Below are 16242 nucleotides of genomic sequence, written 5' to 3'. Positions count from 1 at the left end.
ACCCCCTCATGCGCCTTGTCGCCCTGGCCGCCAGCCTCGCCATCTGGACGGGAGCGGCCTGGTCGCAGCCGCCGGCGTCGCTCCCCGCCGTGGTGGCTGACTCGATGCGCACCCTGATCGACCGCGCGCTGCAGAGCAACCGCCCGGCCGACTACGATGGTGCGATTGCCTTTCTTGATCGAGAGCTGGCAACGGCGCCTGACGATCCGGTGGCGCTGCACTACCGCGGCTTCGTCCTGTACCGCAAGGCATCCATCCTGGTCGCCAGCGGTGGCGACCGCGCGCTCGCGAAGCGGTCGTTCGAGGAGGCGGGGCGCGACCTCGAGCGCTCCGATGCGGCGCTCCCCTGGCCCGAAACTCGGGCCCTGCGGTCGGCCGCCCTGGGCCAACTCATCGGCCTGTCCGGCGCGACGGCGACGTTCCGGCTGGGCCCGCGGGCGTCCCGGCTCCTCGACGAGGCCACGACGATGGGTCCCAACAACCCGCGGGTGTGGATGCTGCGCGGGGTCTCCGCGATGTTCAAGCCACGGCTGTTCGGGGGAGGGCTTGGCCGGGCCGAGCAAGAGCTGCAACACGCCCTCTCCCTCTTCGCCGGCGACGTCCCGTCACCACCAGCACCCTGGTGGGGGCACGCCGAGACGTACGCCTGGCTCGGCCTCCTCTATGCCAGGCAAGGCAAGGTGGACCAGGCCAGGGCGGCATACGTCCGGGCCCTCGCGCTGGAACCGGGCAACGCCTGGGTGCGCAATGAACTGGTGCCGGCCCTCGAGAAGGCGAGGCGTTAGGCAAGGCGTTAGGCAAGTCGTTAGGCGATGCCCCGCGAGGCCCGGTCAGCGCGCTCGCTCGAGCGCCGCCGCGACCCCCGCGATGGGCGTGGGAAGGTACAGGTGCATCCCGAGCGCGCTCCACCCGTTGCGCCTGAAGAGCGCGCGCCACCAGCCGGGGGCGCGCGCCTGCGCCCTGGTGAAGTCCCCCGTGGCATCGTCGGCGCTCGTGAACACCTCGAAGTACGCAGCACCGACGCACAGTGCCCCGAGTGCCTTCAGCCCCGCCGCCAGCTCCCGCGGGGCGACGTAGTTGAGCACCCCGCAGCAGAGCACCAGGTCGAAGTCGTCGGGGAGCCCGAGCGTGCCCACTGTGCCGAAGCTCCCGAGGCGGATGTTGCGCTTCCGGCCAAAGCGTTCGACGGCGTACTCACTGGCGTCGACGCCGTAGTAGCGCGCGCCGGGCCGGACCTTTCGGAGCGCCAACGACCAGTGTCCCTCCCCCGCTCCCACGTCGAGCACCTTTCGCACCGGGCGCTCGAACAGGTACTCGGTCGCCGCCACGACGAAGCGCAGCTGTCGTTCGATGTCGAGCGGCGACTTCACCCGGTGCCTGGGATGGCGATACCACTTGTCGAAATACGTGCGGTCGTAGTGGGACGGCGGGCGGACGAGGGACACGGATACCTGGAGAAGACGAGAGCGTGAAGACCCATGTTCGGGGGAAACATGGGTGCGGAGCGACGAAATTGCACCGCTCCGTGTGACGCGATCGAGGGGACTCCTCCTGCTTCCCGACGGAGGTGCTGGTAGCTTGGGAGAGGCCGTCGCCCCCCTCCCTGCTCCACCTTGTCCGCTCCACGCACGAACGTGCCTCCGACGCTCGCTCCCCGCGACCTCCGCTCTCCCGGTGTCCGTCGCCACCCGTGGGGGCACGTGCCCGGCGGCGATGTGGTCTTCGCCTACGACATCGTCAATGCGCGCGGGACCGCTCTCACCGTCATCACATTGGGGGCCACGATCACGTCGCTGCGGGTGGCGGGCCGCGACGGCGTGCGCGACGACGTCGTCCTCGGGCTCGCGGATGTGGAAGGCTACCTCGAGCGGTCGCCGTACCTCGGCTGCGTGGTGGGGCGGTACGCCAACCGCATCGCACGGGGGCAATTCATCGTCGAGGGTGCCACCGGCACGCTGGCCGTCAATGACCCGCCCAATCACCTGCATGGCGGAGTGCGCGGATTCGACAAGCGCGTCTACGATGCGCGAGCGGTCACGACGGGCGAAGGACGAGGCGTACGCCTGTCGCGGACCAGCCCGGACGGCGAGGAAGGTTACCCCGGCGACGTGCACTTCGCCGTGCGCTACCTCCTGGATGACGACGATCGCGTCGTCATCGACTACTACGCCACGTCGTCCGGCGCCACGCCATTCAACCCCACCCAGCATTCCTACTTCAACCTTGCGGGGGCTCGGCACAGCGACGTGCTCGGGCACGAGCTGCTCGTCGTCGCCGACCGCTATACGCCGGTCGACGCGACCCTCATTCCCACCGGCGAACTGGCGCCGGTGGCTGGAACGCCCTTCGATTTCCGGTCGCCCACACCGGTCGGTGCGCGCATCGCCGACGCCCACCCGCAACTGGCCATCGCGCGCGGGTACGACCACAACTACGTGTTGGATCGTCCGGCGCGTCCTGGCGTCCTGGCGCACGCGGCCCGCCTCCACGACCCGCTCACCGGCCGCACGCTCGACGTGCACACCACCGAGCCGGGCTTGCAGCTGTACACCGGCAACTTCCTGGACGGATCGCTCGTGGGGCGCGACGGGCGTCGCTTCGGGCGTCACGCCGGCCTCTGCCTCGAGACGCAGCACTTCCCGGACTCGCCCAATCACCCGGAGTTCCCGGAGACGATCCTGCGCCCGGGCCGCTCATTCCACTCCCGCACCATCTGGCAGTTCGGCCTGGCGCGCGCCCCCTAGCGCGCTCGCGCTTCGTCTTCTCGTCTTCTCGGTCACTGTACGATCACGACCGGCTCCGCCACGGTGCGCCCGCCATTCGTCAGCGTGCGCGTCACGCGCACCCCGAGGCGCACGGTGGCACGCAATCCGAACGGCGAGACGTCGACCGTGACCTCGCTCCCGACGGAGCGATAGCGCACGCGCTGCGTGCCATCACGCGCCGCACCCACCCCGGCATCACCGAAGAGGTTGCCCTGCACGCGCCGCAGGTAGAGCCAGTTGCCTAACGCGGCATCCGGGTAGAAGAGCGGCAGGTGATACGTCGCCCCTCCCCGCACGAGCGCCTCGTGATATCGCGTCTCGTACCCGCGCGGGAATCGCAGCCACGACGAGAAGCGATAGTTGCCCGGCCGTTCGTCCTCGCGACCGGCGTCGATCACCAGGGCATGCTCGGGACGAAGGCCGGGGAGGTACGCGGCCCCGCTGAGCGATACCTGGTGCGAACTGTAGTCGCCGCCGAACGGCGTGTGGGAGTACACCGCGTTGAGCACCGCGCCGACGGGATACAGCGCCCGGTGGGGCGCGGCGCGCACGGTCGACGCGGTAAGGGTGTAGCGGGCCGTCCCGAAGTCCCCATTCCCGTTCTCGAATCGGAAGGCGACCGGCTGCTCCCCGATGTGCGTGCGTCCCAGGGCGGCGCTCGCCACCAGCGACTGGCGCACCTGCCCGCGCAGGCGGGTGAGGGGAAGGCGGAACCTCGCGACCGCGGACCGCTCGCGCCAGGTGTACACCTGCTGCGCCCCGAGCGTATCGCTGAAGGTGGAGGCGCGCGTCCCGAGCCGCCCGGAAACGTCGGCGATGACGGGGAGCCCCGCGTAGCTCACCCCTCCCTCGAGGGCGAGCGTGCCCTCGTTCGTGTTGAACGTCGGGCCGATGATCACGCCCAGCGTGTTCAAGAGGTTGCGCGACTCGAAGGCGAGCCCCGTGTTCACCCCATCGCTCGTGGGGGCAAGGGAGAGCGAGTGGAAGTCGAACAGGCGCGACCAGCCGGTGAAGGGGCGCGACGCCCATCCCCCTGCGGGGAGGGCGTCGAGGAGGTTGCCGTCGCGCTCCTGCCCCTGCAGTGCTGCGGCGAACGGTGGAGTCGGGGCGGCGCCAAGCGTCACGGGAGTGAAACGCGAGGAGTCGAGCGCCATCGTCGCCACGTCGTAGCCGTGAACCGAGTAGTCGCTGAAGGTGAGCGAGTCGCCCCCGGGCGAGACGCTCGGCCACATGGCCCCCAACCGTCGCGAGGTGACCTGCAGAATGGCTCCCGTCGCGAGGTCGAGCGCATGAATGTTGTCCACCCCGGATCGCGTGCTCCCGAAGTAGACGTGGGTCGCCGTCGCCACCGGCCGAGAGATGGTCGCGTGGGTGAAGGGGATGAGCGTATCGGCCGGCGACCCGTCGAGCCGCAGGCGCACCAGCGCGTTGCCCCTCGACGCGTCGACCGCGACGACATACAGCGCCCGCCCATCGGGGGCCCACGCCGGGGTCACCAGGAAGTGCCCCGCTTCGTTAGGCAAGCGGCGGAGCTCGGCGCCGGTCACGGCGTCCAGCACGGCGATCCGCGCCTCGCGCGAGGGCGAGAAGTGCACGGCCGCGATGCGCGCGCCGTCGGGAGACAACGCGGGGGCGAAGTAGCGCGACCGGTCGGTAAGGCGCCGCACGGTGCGCGACTCCAGGTCGAGCGTCTTGACCACCAGGTAGCTCTCTTCTCCCCAGCGCGGCGACACCTCGTACTCGCTCCAGACGACGGTCTTGCCCCGCACCTGGAATTGCAGCTCGCCATAGAGACCGATGGTGGCGTGCAGCACCTCGACCGACCCGTTGCGGATACGTACCAGCCGCTTGGTGGTGGCGAGGTCCTGGTACAGGGCGATGATGCTCCCGTCGGCGGCGTACTGCGGCAGCGTGAACTCGCGGTAGTCGGCCGCGGAATGATTCTGGACGCGCGCCGGCGTTTCGACGATCGTGGCCTGCTGCATGCGCCACAGTGAATCGAGCGTCCTGGCCGCGTCGCCATGCAGCTCCACCAGCGTCCGCCCCGTCTCGCGCTCCAGCGCCCTGCCCAGCGCCTGCGGAGCGATGGGGTTCCGTGCCGCCCGCTCGATGACGCGTCGCCAGGCCGAATCGCCGTAGGTGCGGCGGACGTGCGTCGTGAGGGCGTAGCCGAGCTCGTACCAATCGGGGTAGTACGTGCGGTAGGATCCCTGCCACGCCGGGTAGTACGGATAGCGACGCCCATCGAGCGTGAGCGCGCGGATGCGTTGCCCGAAGCTGGGCTGCCGCCCGCGGCCGTCGGCGGTGAGCGCGGTCTCCATCCCCACCGCATCCCCTTCCCAGAACCACGCCGGGAAGTACAACGCCCCGCCGAAGAACGCCGTCGTGTTGTCGCCGAAGAGTCGCGAGAGAATGCCGATGATCCCGGTACGGACCGCGCGTTCCTGCACGATGTGGCGCCCTTCGTGCACCGCAAGGAGCGAATACCACTCCACCGGCCCCATCATGTCCACCGTGGTGTTGGGCATCGCATACCACTGCGAACGGCGCGGCCCCCACGCCACGAAGCCATTGGACATCATCGAGCTGCTGTTGAGCACGACGGGGATCCGCTCGGGCCGGCTGGCGAGCGACCGAGTCAGCGGCTCGTACGCCCGCTCCAGCAGCGTGGCCGCCCGTTGCGCCTCGCGGTCGAGCACCTGCGGAAAGACAACGGTGAAGTGCGGCGTGTCGATGCGCCGCCAGTGGATCCCCGGAGGATTCTGCTGCGCGGAGAGCGCGTAGAGGATCGGAACCTGCGCCCGGGCGCTCCGTGCCCCCACAGCCAGCGCGGTGACGAGGGCCAGTACCGTCAGGAGCCGCCCCCGCACGACGCGCGTGCGACGGGACGACCGAGGCAAGGGAGCCGCGCGGAAACGAGGCGTCATGCCCCGGAAGTTACGGCTTCGCCCTCCGCACCGGGCGTCCCGCCAGCGCCCCGGTCAGCTTCCCCTCGCTGACCGCCAGCTTCCCGTTGACGATCACGTACTGCATCCCCTCGGCCAGCAACTCGGGGTGCTCGTACGTGGCGCGGTCGGCGACCTTCGCCGTGTCGAAGACGATCACGTCGGCCATGTACCCCGGCGCCAGGGTCCCGCGCTCTCCCATCCCGAGCGCCAGCGCCACCTCGCGACTCGACCGCTGCACCATCTGCTCCATGGTGAGGACCTTCCGTGCCAGGACATACTCCCGCAGCTTGTGCGGATAGGTCCCGTACTTGCGCGGATGTCCGTCGGAGCCATCCGAACCCGTGAACACCCACGGCTCGCGCATGAAGCGGACGATGTCGTCCTCGTTCATGTTGAACGACGCGACGCCGGCATCGCCGTTCATGATGATCTCCAGCGCGGTGAGGATCGGGTCCGCATTGCGCGCCCTGGCGATGTCGTCGAGCGTCTTCCCCACCAGCGACCGGTCGCGCCCCCCCGTGATCAGGAGCGACTTGGCCCCGCCACGGCGGCGCAGGTTGTTCTGCATCTCCGCCACCAGGCGATCGCGGTACTCCGGATTCGTGATCCGCGCGCGCAGCGAGTCGCGCCCCCCCGCCTCCGCCCAGCGGGGGAGCAGCGATGCCCCGACCGCCGTCCCGCTGGCGGTGTACGGGTACTGGTCCGCCGTCACCCGCTGCCCGTCCCGGCGGGCGCGGTTCACCAGGGCGATCACGCTGTCGCTCTGCCCCCAGACATCTATGCCTAACGCCTTGATGTGGGCGATGTGGACCGGTAGGCCAGCCTCCTTGCCGATGCGGAGGATCTCGCGGATCGACCCCAGCAGGCCGATCGTGTACGAGCTCTCGTCGCGCATGTGGGAATCGTACAGGCCGCCGCGCGACGCGGCCTCGCGGGCGACGGCGATGACCTCCTCGGTCGTTGCGTAGCTCTGTGGTGCGTAGTACAGCCCCGTGCTCAGCCCCAGCGCCCCCTCGTCGACCCCCTTCCCGACCATCGCCTTCATGAGCGAGAGCTGGTCCACGTTGGGCGCCGCCGATGACATCCCCAGTACCTTGCCGCGCACCGTCCCGAAGCCGACGAACAGCGCGGCATTGGTGCCGATCCCGCGCTGCTCCCACCGCGCGAAGTGGTCGGCCACGTCCACCGGGCCTCCCCCGTCGCTTCCCGCGACCACGGTCGTCACCCCCTGCATGAGGTAGGGGGCGTTCATCCGACGCTCGGCCCGGTCGCTCTGCAGGTCTCCGTAGGTGTGCGTGTGCGGGTCGATGAAGCCGGGGGCGACGATGAGCCCGCGCGCATCCATCTCGCGCCCTCCCTGCACTCCCTGCCGGCGCGCATCGCCCACGAAGGTGATGCGATCGCCCGTGATGGCGACGTCAGCGACGCGAGCCGCGCTCCCGGTCCCATCGATCACCGTTCCGCCACGGATGAGCAGGTCGGCGCGCCCCGGCGCCTGGGCGTCGATCGTGGCCGGCGGTGACAGGAGGGCGAGGAAAACCAGCGAGATGGCCCGGCAATTCTGGCGAAGCATGCGATCGGGAGCGGGAGTGGGAGCGGGAGTGGGGTGGGCGCACGGGCGAAGCTACAGCACCGTGAGAAAGAACGCGCGGGGCCGAACTCACGTTCGACCCCGCGCGGCGCGCACGCGCCCGTCGGGCAGAAGGGGGAAGCCACGACCCGCCGACCGCGCCCGCATGCTCTCATTCCTACCCCATGGTGCACTCGTGTTCCGATTGATGAGGTCCCGGCACGACGAGTGCTTCCCGCGACCAGCCGTCCGCCGTATGTTGGCCCGCCCTCTTCCGCACGCGGCGGCACGCCGCGGCGCGGCGCCTCGGCGCCACGCGCGCGGAACCGACAGGGCGGCCAGTCGGTCGTCGCCTGTCATCCACATTTCTTCGGAGATCCACCATGGGTGTCCTCGGTCAGGCTCGAGCGTCATTGCGCGCTCTCCTCGCCGCCTCCGCACTCCTCACGCTGGTGAGCAGCGTCGCCGTCGCCCAGGGCGGCACGATCACCGGTCGCGTGGTGGCGCAGGGTACCGGCGAAGCGCTCCCGGAGTCGCGCGTCATCGTCGTCGGCACGGCGCTCTTCGCGTCCACCGGTGCGGACGGGCGCTACACGTTGCGCAACGTCCCCGCGGGGACGTACGACCTGCGTGTGCTTCGTGTCGGCTACACCGAACAGAAGAAGTCGGTGACGCTTGCCGCCGGGCAAGACGTCACGGTCGATTTCGACATGGCGCAGGCGGTCATCAAGCTCGCCGAGGTGGTCACCACGGCCACGGGCGAGCAGCGGCGCGTCGAGCTCGGCAACTCCGTCACCTCCGTCGACGTCACCCAGCGCACGGCCACGGCGCCCGTCACCGACGTGGCCTCGCTCCTCGTGGCGCAATCGCCCGGCGTGCAGGTCATGCCCGGCAATGCGACCGGTGTCGGCGCCCGCATCCGCATCCGCGGCGTCAACTCGATCTCGCTCGTGAACGACCCGATCTACGTGATCGACGGCGTGCGCATGCGCTCCGACAACGGCTCCATCTCGGGTAACATCTTCACGGGCGGCGCCGCCCAGAGCCGCGCCCAGGACATCAATCCCTCCGAGATCGAGAGCATCGAAATCGTGAAAGGGCCGTCAGCTGCGACGCTCTACGGCACCGACGCGTCGAACGGCGTCATCGTGATCACCACCAAGCGCGGTCGCGCCGGGACGACGCGCTACAACGTCTTCGGCGAGACCGGACTCATCCAGGACCGCAATACCTGGCCCACGGCGTACACCCTCTGGGGGCACGCCCCCACCGGCTCCACACGCAACTGCCGGAACACGTCGCTCACGCAAGTCTCGAGCGGCCTCTGCCTCGCCGATTCGCTCAGCAAGTTCAATCTCTTCGACAACGACCGCACCACCCCCCTGGGGACCGGGAGCCGTCAGGTCGCCGGGTTGCAGGTGTCGGGCGGCGTGCAGCAGCTGCGCTACTTCGTCAGCGGGCAGTACGAGAACGAGGAGGGGATCCTCAAGATCCCCGACTTCGACCGCCAGCGTCTCGACACGCTGAACATCAAGATCCTCGACCAGTGGGCCACCCCGAACGCGCTCAAGCGCGGGACCTTCCGCGCCAACCTCGACGCCGCGCTCAGTCCCAAGCTCGACGCGCAGTTCTCCTCGGGCTACATCACGCTCGCCAACCGGCTCCCGCAGAACGACAACAACGCCTACGGCCTTCTCTCCAACGCCTTCGGCGGCCCGGGCTACGAGCTGGGGCGCATCAGCACGCTCGGCTTCGACCTGCACGGCTATCGGGCCAACACCCCGGCCGAGTCGTTCCAGATGGAGGTCACGCAGTACATCAATCGGTACATGGGTTCGACGAACGTCAACTATCGTCCCATGAGCTGGCTGTCGGTCCGCGCCGACGCCGGCGTCGACTTCATCGGGCGCATCGACCAGGAGCTCTGCCGCCGCGGGACGTGCGCCGACGTCGGCACCGTGCGCCAGGGCTTCGTCCAGGACGACCGCACCAACTTCCGCACCATCACGCTGAACGGCATCGCCACCGCCACCTTCACCCCCTTCACCGCCGTTACCTCGCGCACGTCGGTCGGGACGCAGTGGGTGAACAACACCTTCGACCGCAACGGCGCCGGCTCGTCGAACCTCACGCCGGGCGCCACGACCATCGACGGCGGCGCCACCAAGTCGGCCGACGCCTCGTTCGACCGCAACAAGACCTTCGGCGTCTTCCTCGAAGAGCAGGTCGCCCTTCGCGACCGTCTCTTCCTCACCGCCGCCGTGCGCTCCGACCAGAACAGCGCCTTCGGCACCGATTTCCAGCGCGTCTACTACCCGAAGTTCAGCGCGTCCTACGTGATCTCGGATGAACCCTGGTTCCCCAGGTCTTCGTGGCTCAGCCAGTTCCGCCTGCGCTCGGCCTATGGCGCCTCCGGGGTGCAGCCAGGACCGAACGACGCCCTGCGCTACTACTCGCCGACCACGTCGAACGTCGCAGCCCTGGACCAGCCCGGTGTCACGTTCACCTCGCTCGGAAACGACGTTCTCAAGCCCGAGCGCGCGACCGAGTTCGAGGGAGGCTTCGATTCACGCCTCTTCAACGACCGCGCCTCGCTCGAGGTGACCTACTACCGCAAGCTCACCAAGGACGCCCTGGTCGGCGCCGTCGTCCCGCCCTCACTGGGTACCGGCAACTCCAGCCAGCGCGCCAACCTCGGCTCGGTACGCAACAGCGGGCTCGAGGTGCTCCTCAATGCGCTGGTCGTCGACAACCGCCGCATCACCTGGAACGCCTCCATCAACGGTTCCACCAACGACAACGAACTGCTGACGCTCGGCAGGGACGCGCAGGGGCGCCCGCTGGCACCGCAAGTCGGGACCACCACTCGCAACCAACCCGGCTACCCGCTCTTCGGCTATTGGCAACGGAAGATCACGGGCTACAACGACGCCAACGGCGACGGCATCCTCACCCTCTCCGAGATCACGGTCGACGACTCCAACACCTTCGTCGGCTATTCGATGCCTCGCTACGAAGCCGTCCTCACCAACAGCATCGAGCTGTTCAAGAAGCAGCTCCGCGTCACGGCGCTCTTCGACTACAAGGGCGGGCATTACCTGCTGAACGGGACCGAACGCATCCGCTGCGGAAGCCGCAACAACTGCTACGGCGCGTACGACCGGACGGCGCCACTCTGGCAGCAGGCTCGCGCGGTCGCGGTGCGTGAGCACGCCTCGCGTACCCAGGCGGGCTTCATGGAGAAGGCCGACTTCGTCCGCTTCCGCGAGCTATCGGCCAACTGGCTGATTCCGCGGTCGCTCACGTCGCGCGCCTGGGGGGCCAAGGACGTAAGCCTCAATTTCGCCGCCCGCAACCTCAAGCTCTGGACCGACTACAGCGGCCTCGACCCCGAGAGCAACTCCGACGTGGGCTCCACGTCGTCGCTCCCGAGCGACTTCCAGGCCATGCCCGTCCCGACCTACTTCATCCTTCGACTCAACGTCGCGTTCTGACCCGCGCGAGGTGACTACTCTCATGAACCGATACATCGCGACATATCGGGCGGTCGCCCTGGCGGCCGCGGTGGCCGCGCTCACCGCGTGCTCCCGCGACCGGCTGCTCGGCGTCACCGATCCCGACATCATCGCCCCGGACAACCTCAACTCGGCCGACGGCGCCGAGGGAATGCGCGTGGGCGCCATCAAGGTCTTCAAGTACATGACCGCCCTCGACGAGAGCTCGTGGTTCTACGGCGGCCTTCTCGTCGACGAGTGGAAGTCGGCCGACACCTTCACGCAGCGCGACGAGACCGACCAGCGCAACGTGACCGAGCAGAACTCGCTCGTGACCGTGGCCTATCGCCAGATCCATCGCACGCGCATCCAGGCCTACGCGGCCGCCAAGGCCCTGCAGACGTACAGCCCGAATGCCAGGGCCAGGATTGGCGAGATGTTCTTCGTCAAGGGTTACGCCGAGCTGCAGTCCGCACTCGACTTCTGCAACGGACAGCCGTACGCCAACCTGTCCACCGGGACGCCCGACATCGCCGCAGCGATCGACGGCCCCACGGCCTTCAACATCGCGCTCGCCTCGTTCGACTCCGCCCTCGTCGCGGTGGGAACGGGGGCCGATTCCATCAGCACTCGCGTACGCTACGCGGCACAGGTGGGACGGGGGCGCGCGCTGCTTGCGTTAGGCAAGCTACCCGAGGCCGGGGCGGCCGTGGACAAGGTGCCGGCGACCTTCACCTTCAACCTCACCTGGCCAGGCTCGCAGGGCATCGAGGACAACCTCATCTGGGGACTCTCGATCTCCGCGCGTCGCTACACGGTGCAGGACTCCGCCGATTCCCAGGGCGGGCGCATCGTCAACGCGATGCCGTTCGTCTCGGCCAAGGACCCGCGCGTTCCGGTCTCCAAGCGCACGGGCGTCCCCTTCGGGTTCGACGGCGTGACGCCCTACGACCAGCAGGGTGTCTTCCCGGCCTTCAACTCGCCCGTCCCCGTCGCCAACTACGTGGATGCGCAGTTGATCCTGGCCGAGTCGCAGCTGGCGGCCGGAAACGCGGCCTGGCTCACGACGCTCAACGCCCTGCGCGCCGGGCCAAGCAACATCGGCGCACTGACGATCTCGGGGATGCCGCCCCTCACCGACCCGGGCTCCACGACGGCGCGCCAGCAGCTTCTCTTCCGGGAGCGCGCCTTCTGGACGTTCGGGCGCGGACAGCGCCTGGGTGACCTGCGCCGCATGATCCGCCTCTACGGCTTCACGGCCGCCCAGGTATTCCCGGGCGAAGGCGGACTCAATCCGCGCAAGAACGCGCAGTACGGACCGGATCTCAACCTCCCGGTTCCCCAAGCCGAGCGCAACAACCAGCTCTACACCGGCTGCATCGATCGCAAGGCATAGCGCCGACCGAGAGCGGTGATGGCGACAGCGGGGGGGCCGGCCGGATCGGCACCCCCGCTGTCCGCTGTAATCACCCTGCAAGGCGCCTTTGTCTATCCTGGGCATACAAGCAGCACGTTCCGTAGTGGAACGCCCGATCATCGCGCGGCCCCCTCGCCAGGAATGCTGCAGCGAGCGGTCCGAACCCAGGAACAGGGAGGGGCATCATGCGCGCACGCATGAATTCCGGCATCGTCGCCACACTGGCGACGGTGGGAGTACTGGCTGCCTTTGCGTCGTCGGTGCTCGCGCAAGGCAACACGGGCACCGCGTCGTCACGGCAGTCGACGGTCCAGGTGCAAAACGACAGGAAGGTCCCGGTCACCGTCTTCGTCGAGGGAGGTCCGTTCGATCTTCGCATCGGCGTCGTCGGACCCATGCAAACGACGACCTTGCGACTCCCCCCATGGGTCGCGAGTGATGGAGAGGCGATACGCATCTTCGTACAGCCCGAAGGGGGAGAGGATCTGGAGTCACAGGAGCTGATCGTGCATCGCGACGTGCAGCTCGGTGTACTCGTCCCGGCGTCCGGCTACCCGTGGTCGATGCAGCCGGCGGCGGCGAGGATGACCGCGGTGCTCACCCCCGATGAGCTGAGCGCCACCACGCTGACCGTCGAGAACCACCGGTCGGTGGAGGTGACGATCTATGCAGAGCAGGGGGAGTTCGACGTGCGTCTCGGCACGGTCGCGGCTGGGGAGATCAACACGCTCAACCTCCCCAAGTGGCTCGTGAACGACCACCAGGCGATCGAGATCTTCGCACACCCGGCGCGGGGAGAGGACCTGGAGAGCACGCGCATCGACCTCCGGAAGGGTGAGCACCTCGGGCTCCGGATTCCGGCCCAGTAGGGTCGCATCGGCTGCGCACCGGGGCCAGCGGCACGCGACGGTCGGGCTGGGTGCCGAATCCCCTGGACGTCATCGCCCAAGCGCGGGGGCGGACATGCGTCCGCCCCCGCGTTGCCGTCTTCCCGGGCGCATGGGCCGGGGTGCCCCGCGCGAGCGATGGTCCATCTCGCCTGCTCCCTTCAGCGCCCCCCCTCGCTTCGTCGTAAGATTCGAGGAACCTGACAAGCCCCCCGCCCGGAGTGTCCCCAGATGCTCAGCTCTCGCTGCACGATCCTCTCGCTTGCCGTGCTCGCGTCGACGAGTGGTGCCCAGCAGGCGCCACGTCCCTGGACGTTCATGGACCAGCAGTTGCTGCGGCAGGCCGTCGCGCCGGTGCTCAGCCCTGACGGGACCCGCCTCCTCTATGCCCTGTCGGTCCCCGACTGGAAGGAGGCGAAGCGCTTCACCGATCTCTACGTCGTTTCCACTCGCGACGGGCTGGCCAGCACCCGGCAGCTCACCTTCACGAAGGACAAGAACGAGACGTCGCCGCGCTGGGCGCCCGATGGCTCGTTCTTCGTCTTCGCCAGCAATCGCGACGCCGCGGGGGGCGCGGCGACGCAGCAACTGTACCTGATGCGCCCCGACGGCGGCGAGGCGCGCAGGGTCACCGACATCAAGGACGGCGTCGGCGCGTTTGCCTTCTCGAAGGACGGCAAGTGGCTCGCCTTCTCCGCCGGCAAGAACGGCGAGCAGCAGGTGATGGCGCTCCCGCTCGCCGGCATCGACACCGCACAGGCGCGCCCGCTCACGCGACACGCGACACCCGTCGGCTGGTGGCGCTTCTCGAACGATGGGCAGCGACTGTACTTCATCGCCGCCGACTCGGTCGACCAGGCGAACAAGGAGCGCATGGAAAGGAAGTTCGATGTCCGGATCCGCAACCAGGACATCCCGCTCAATCACCTGTGGACCGTCGACGTCGCCACGGGTGCCGAACGGCGGCTCACGCAAGGCGACCAGTTCTCGGTGGAGGGGGTCACGCTGTCGGACGACGGCAGGTGGGCCGGGATCCGCGCCTTCCCCAACGACCGCTACGCCCGCACCACGATCGAGGGAGGGAACCACAGCGACCTCTACCTGCTCGACCTCTCCAGCGGCGCCCTCGAGCGCCTGACCGACAACACGAACATCGCCGAGTCCGGCCTCTCGTTTGCGCCTGACGGAAAGACGATCGCCTTCTCGGCCTCCGACGACTTCAAGTACTTCCGCGCCAACAAGGTCTACACCCGCGCCATTTCAGCGGCGGGGACCCCCTTCACCAAGCTCGGCGCCGGCTACGACGGCGACGTGACCATCGGCTGGTGGTCCGACGACTCGCGGACGATCTATTTCAACGATGGGGTCAGGGCCACCAGCCAGCTCCTCGCCCTCGACGTCACCACCAACACCGTGCGGCAGCTGACGGACGTCAGGGCCGCGCTGTTCGCCCAGAAGGACGACGACAGCGGAAGGATCCTGCTCCAGTACAGCGACCCCAAGACGCCTGCCGTCCACTTCGTCGTCGATCGCGCCGAAGACGTGGCCAACCGCAGCGCCTGGCGGCAGGTCACCAACGCCAACCCACAGGTGGGGAACATCCTCCTCGGCGAGGAGGAGGAGATCTGCTGGAAGTCGGTCGACCGCAAGACGGCCTGCGGCATCCTGGTGAAGCCGGTGGGTTACGTCCCCGGCAAGCGGTATCCGCTCATCGTCGCCATTCATGGCGGTCCGCAGGCCGCCGACATCCTCACCTTCAACGGCGGGTACGGCGCGCAAGCGTATGCGGGTGACGGCTACATGATCCTCAAGCCCAACTACCGCGGCTCCACCAACTACGGTGAGGCGCACAAGTGGGGGATCGTGAACGACTACTTCCGCAAGGGCTACGAGGACATCCTGACCGGCGTCGACAAGCTCATCGCCGACGGCCTCGTGGACGGTGACCGGATGGGCGTCCTGGGTTGGAGTGCTGGCGGCCACTGGACCAACTGGATCATCACCCATACCACGCGCTTCAAGGCGGCATCCTCGGGAGCCGGGACGGCGAACTGGATCTCGATGTATGCCCAGAGCGACATGCAGGACGTGCGGGCCAACTACCTGGGCGGCAAGCCGCCGTACGACGACTTCGAGGCATACTGGAAGCAGTCACCCATTCGCTACATCAAGAATGCGAAGACGCCGACCATGATCCACGTCGTCGACGGCGACCCGCGCGTGCCGCGCCCCCAGAGCGAGGAGCTGTACATGGGACTGCGCAAGGCCGGCGTCCCGACGGAACTCTTCGTGTATCCCGGGAGTACGCACGGCATCCCCGACCCCCGCAACCAGCTCCTCAAGTCCGTCGCCGAGAAGGCGTGGATGGATCACTGGATTCTCGGCAAGGGGAAATTCCAGTGGAAGGACGTGCTCCAGACGCTCGAAGCGTCGGCCCGGGAGACGAAGGCTTCGACGACGTCCAGCCCGTAGTCGCGCCGCCGGGTTGGCGCTGCGGCTTCGCGGGGGGACGGGATGGTGCGTGCGGCCAGCACGCACCATCTTCCGCGGCGCCCCGCCGCGGTGCTCGGCTTCGATGTCTCATGGCCGCGCCCCGGTGGCCCGCCGCACCACTCCGCGAACGCCCCGACCGAGATTGACACCCGCATGAGCGACATCGACGCGCCCGATACCTCCGACGCGCCGTCCCCCATTCTTCGGCAGGTGATAGCCGTCCTCGCACTGGCGAACGCCGGCGTCGCGACCTACCTGCACCTCTGGAAGCGGGGATTCATGGGCGCCCTGAGCTGCGGCGCGGGACACGGCTGCGAGCAGGTGCAGCTCTCCTCGTGGGGGTGGTTCCTCGGCCTGGATGTCGCCTTCATCGGCGCCGTGGGCTACACCCTCATCCTCGTCACCAGCCTTCTCGGGACGCAGGAGCGCTGGAGCGCCGCCCGGTGGCCCACCATCGCGCTGGCGGCACTCGTCTATCCCGCCTTCCTCTTCACGCTCCGGCTCAAGTACGCCGAGTTCATCATCATGAAGACGTTCTGCCCCTGGTGCGCCATCTCGGCGGTGACCATCACGCTCTTCACGGTACTGGTCTGGCTGGACTGGAAGCGGGTGCGGGCGCTGTAGCGGCCGGCGGCGCACTCACTCCCGCACGGCGCCCCCTTGCCAAC

The 16242-nt window shown here is 68.6% G+C and carries 10 protein-coding genes; 7 read left to right on the top strand and 3 right to left on the bottom strand.

Features of this window, described 5'->3' with window-relative positions:
- Nucleotides 1-8: 8 nt before the first annotated feature.
- Entirely contained in the window at nucleotides 9-785 is a 777-nt protein-coding gene (locus tag ABS52_02480) for a hypothetical protein (GenBank protein ODT05038.1), read from the top strand.
- Nucleotides 786-830: 45 nt separating this feature from the next.
- On the opposite strand, the gene ABS52_02475 is transcribed toward ABS52_02480, so the two are convergent.
- The gene (locus ABS52_02475) at nucleotides 831-1445 is read right to left on the bottom strand and encodes a hypothetical protein (protein ODT05037.1); all 615 of its coding nucleotides are present in this window, start codon (nucleotides 1443-1445) and stop codon (nucleotides 831-833) included.
- Nucleotides 1446-1634: 189 nt separating this feature from the next.
- Here ABS52_02475 and ABS52_02470 point away from each other — a divergent pair, with 189 nt between their 5' ends.
- The gene (locus tag ABS52_02470; protein ID ODT05036.1) at nucleotides 1635-2744 is read left to right on the top strand and encodes a hypothetical protein; all 1110 of its coding nucleotides are present in this window, start codon (nucleotides 1635-1637) and stop codon (nucleotides 2742-2744) included.
- A 32-nt stretch (nucleotides 2745-2776) separates the two neighbouring features.
- Here ABS52_02470 and ABS52_02465 read toward each other — a convergent pair whose 3' ends face one another.
- Both ABS52_02465 and ABS52_02460 read right to left on the bottom strand, forming a co-directional pair.
- Nucleotides 2777-5635: a hypothetical protein gene (locus tag ABS52_02465; protein ID ODT05035.1), complete on the bottom strand. Its 2859-nt coding sequence runs from the start codon at nucleotides 5633-5635 to the stop codon at nucleotides 2777-2779.
- Nucleotides 5636-5702: 67 nt separating this feature from the next.
- Entirely contained in the window at nucleotides 5703-7286 is a 1584-nt protein-coding gene (locus tag ABS52_02460; GenBank protein ODT05034.1) for an amidohydrolase, read from the bottom strand.
- Between the two features lie 410 nt (nucleotides 7287-7696).
- Here ABS52_02460 and ABS52_02455 point away from each other — a divergent pair, with 410 nt between their 5' ends.
- The 5 genes from ABS52_02455 to ABS52_02435 all read left to right on the top strand — a co-directional run bounded on the left by ABS52_02455 (nucleotide 7697) and on the right by ABS52_02435 (nucleotide 16198).
- Nucleotides 7697-10777 carry a hypothetical protein gene (locus tag ABS52_02455; protein ID ODT05033.1) on the top strand — a complete coding sequence of 1027 codons (3081 nt, stop codon included), beginning with the start codon at nucleotides 7697-7699 and terminating at the stop codon, nucleotides 10775-10777.
- Nucleotides 10778-10799: 22 nt separating this feature from the next.
- On the top strand, nucleotides 10800-12173 hold the full coding sequence (locus ABS52_02450) for a hypothetical protein (protein ODT05032.1): 1374 nt from the start codon (nucleotides 10800-10802) through the stop codon (nucleotides 12171-12173).
- 218 nt (nucleotides 12174-12391) lie between these two features.
- Nucleotides 12392-13063: a hypothetical protein gene (locus tag ABS52_02445; GenBank protein ID ODT05031.1), complete on the top strand. Its 672-nt coding sequence runs from the start codon at nucleotides 12392-12394 to the stop codon at nucleotides 13061-13063.
- A gap of 249 nt (nucleotides 13064-13312) precedes the next feature.
- Nucleotides 13313-15553 (top strand): hypothetical protein, encoded by a 2241-nt coding sequence (locus ABS52_02440; GenBank protein ID ODT05030.1) that lies wholly within the window; start codon nucleotides 13313-13315, stop codon nucleotides 15551-15553.
- Between the two features lie 42 nt (nucleotides 15554-15595).
- Complete coding sequence (locus tag ABS52_02435; GenBank protein ODT05029.1) at nucleotides 15596-16198, top strand: hypothetical protein; 603 nt, start codon at nucleotides 15596-15598, stop codon at nucleotides 16196-16198.
- The last annotated feature ends 44 nt before the right edge of the window (nucleotides 16199-16242 follow it).

This window comes from Gemmatimonadetes bacterium SCN 70-22 (assembly GCA_001724275.1).
Taxonomy (GTDB): domain Bacteria; phylum Gemmatimonadota; class Gemmatimonadetes; order Gemmatimonadales; family Gemmatimonadaceae; genus SCN-70-22.
Note: the sequence above shows the minus strand (reverse complement) of the source record. Positions and strands in the feature narration are given on the sequence as shown.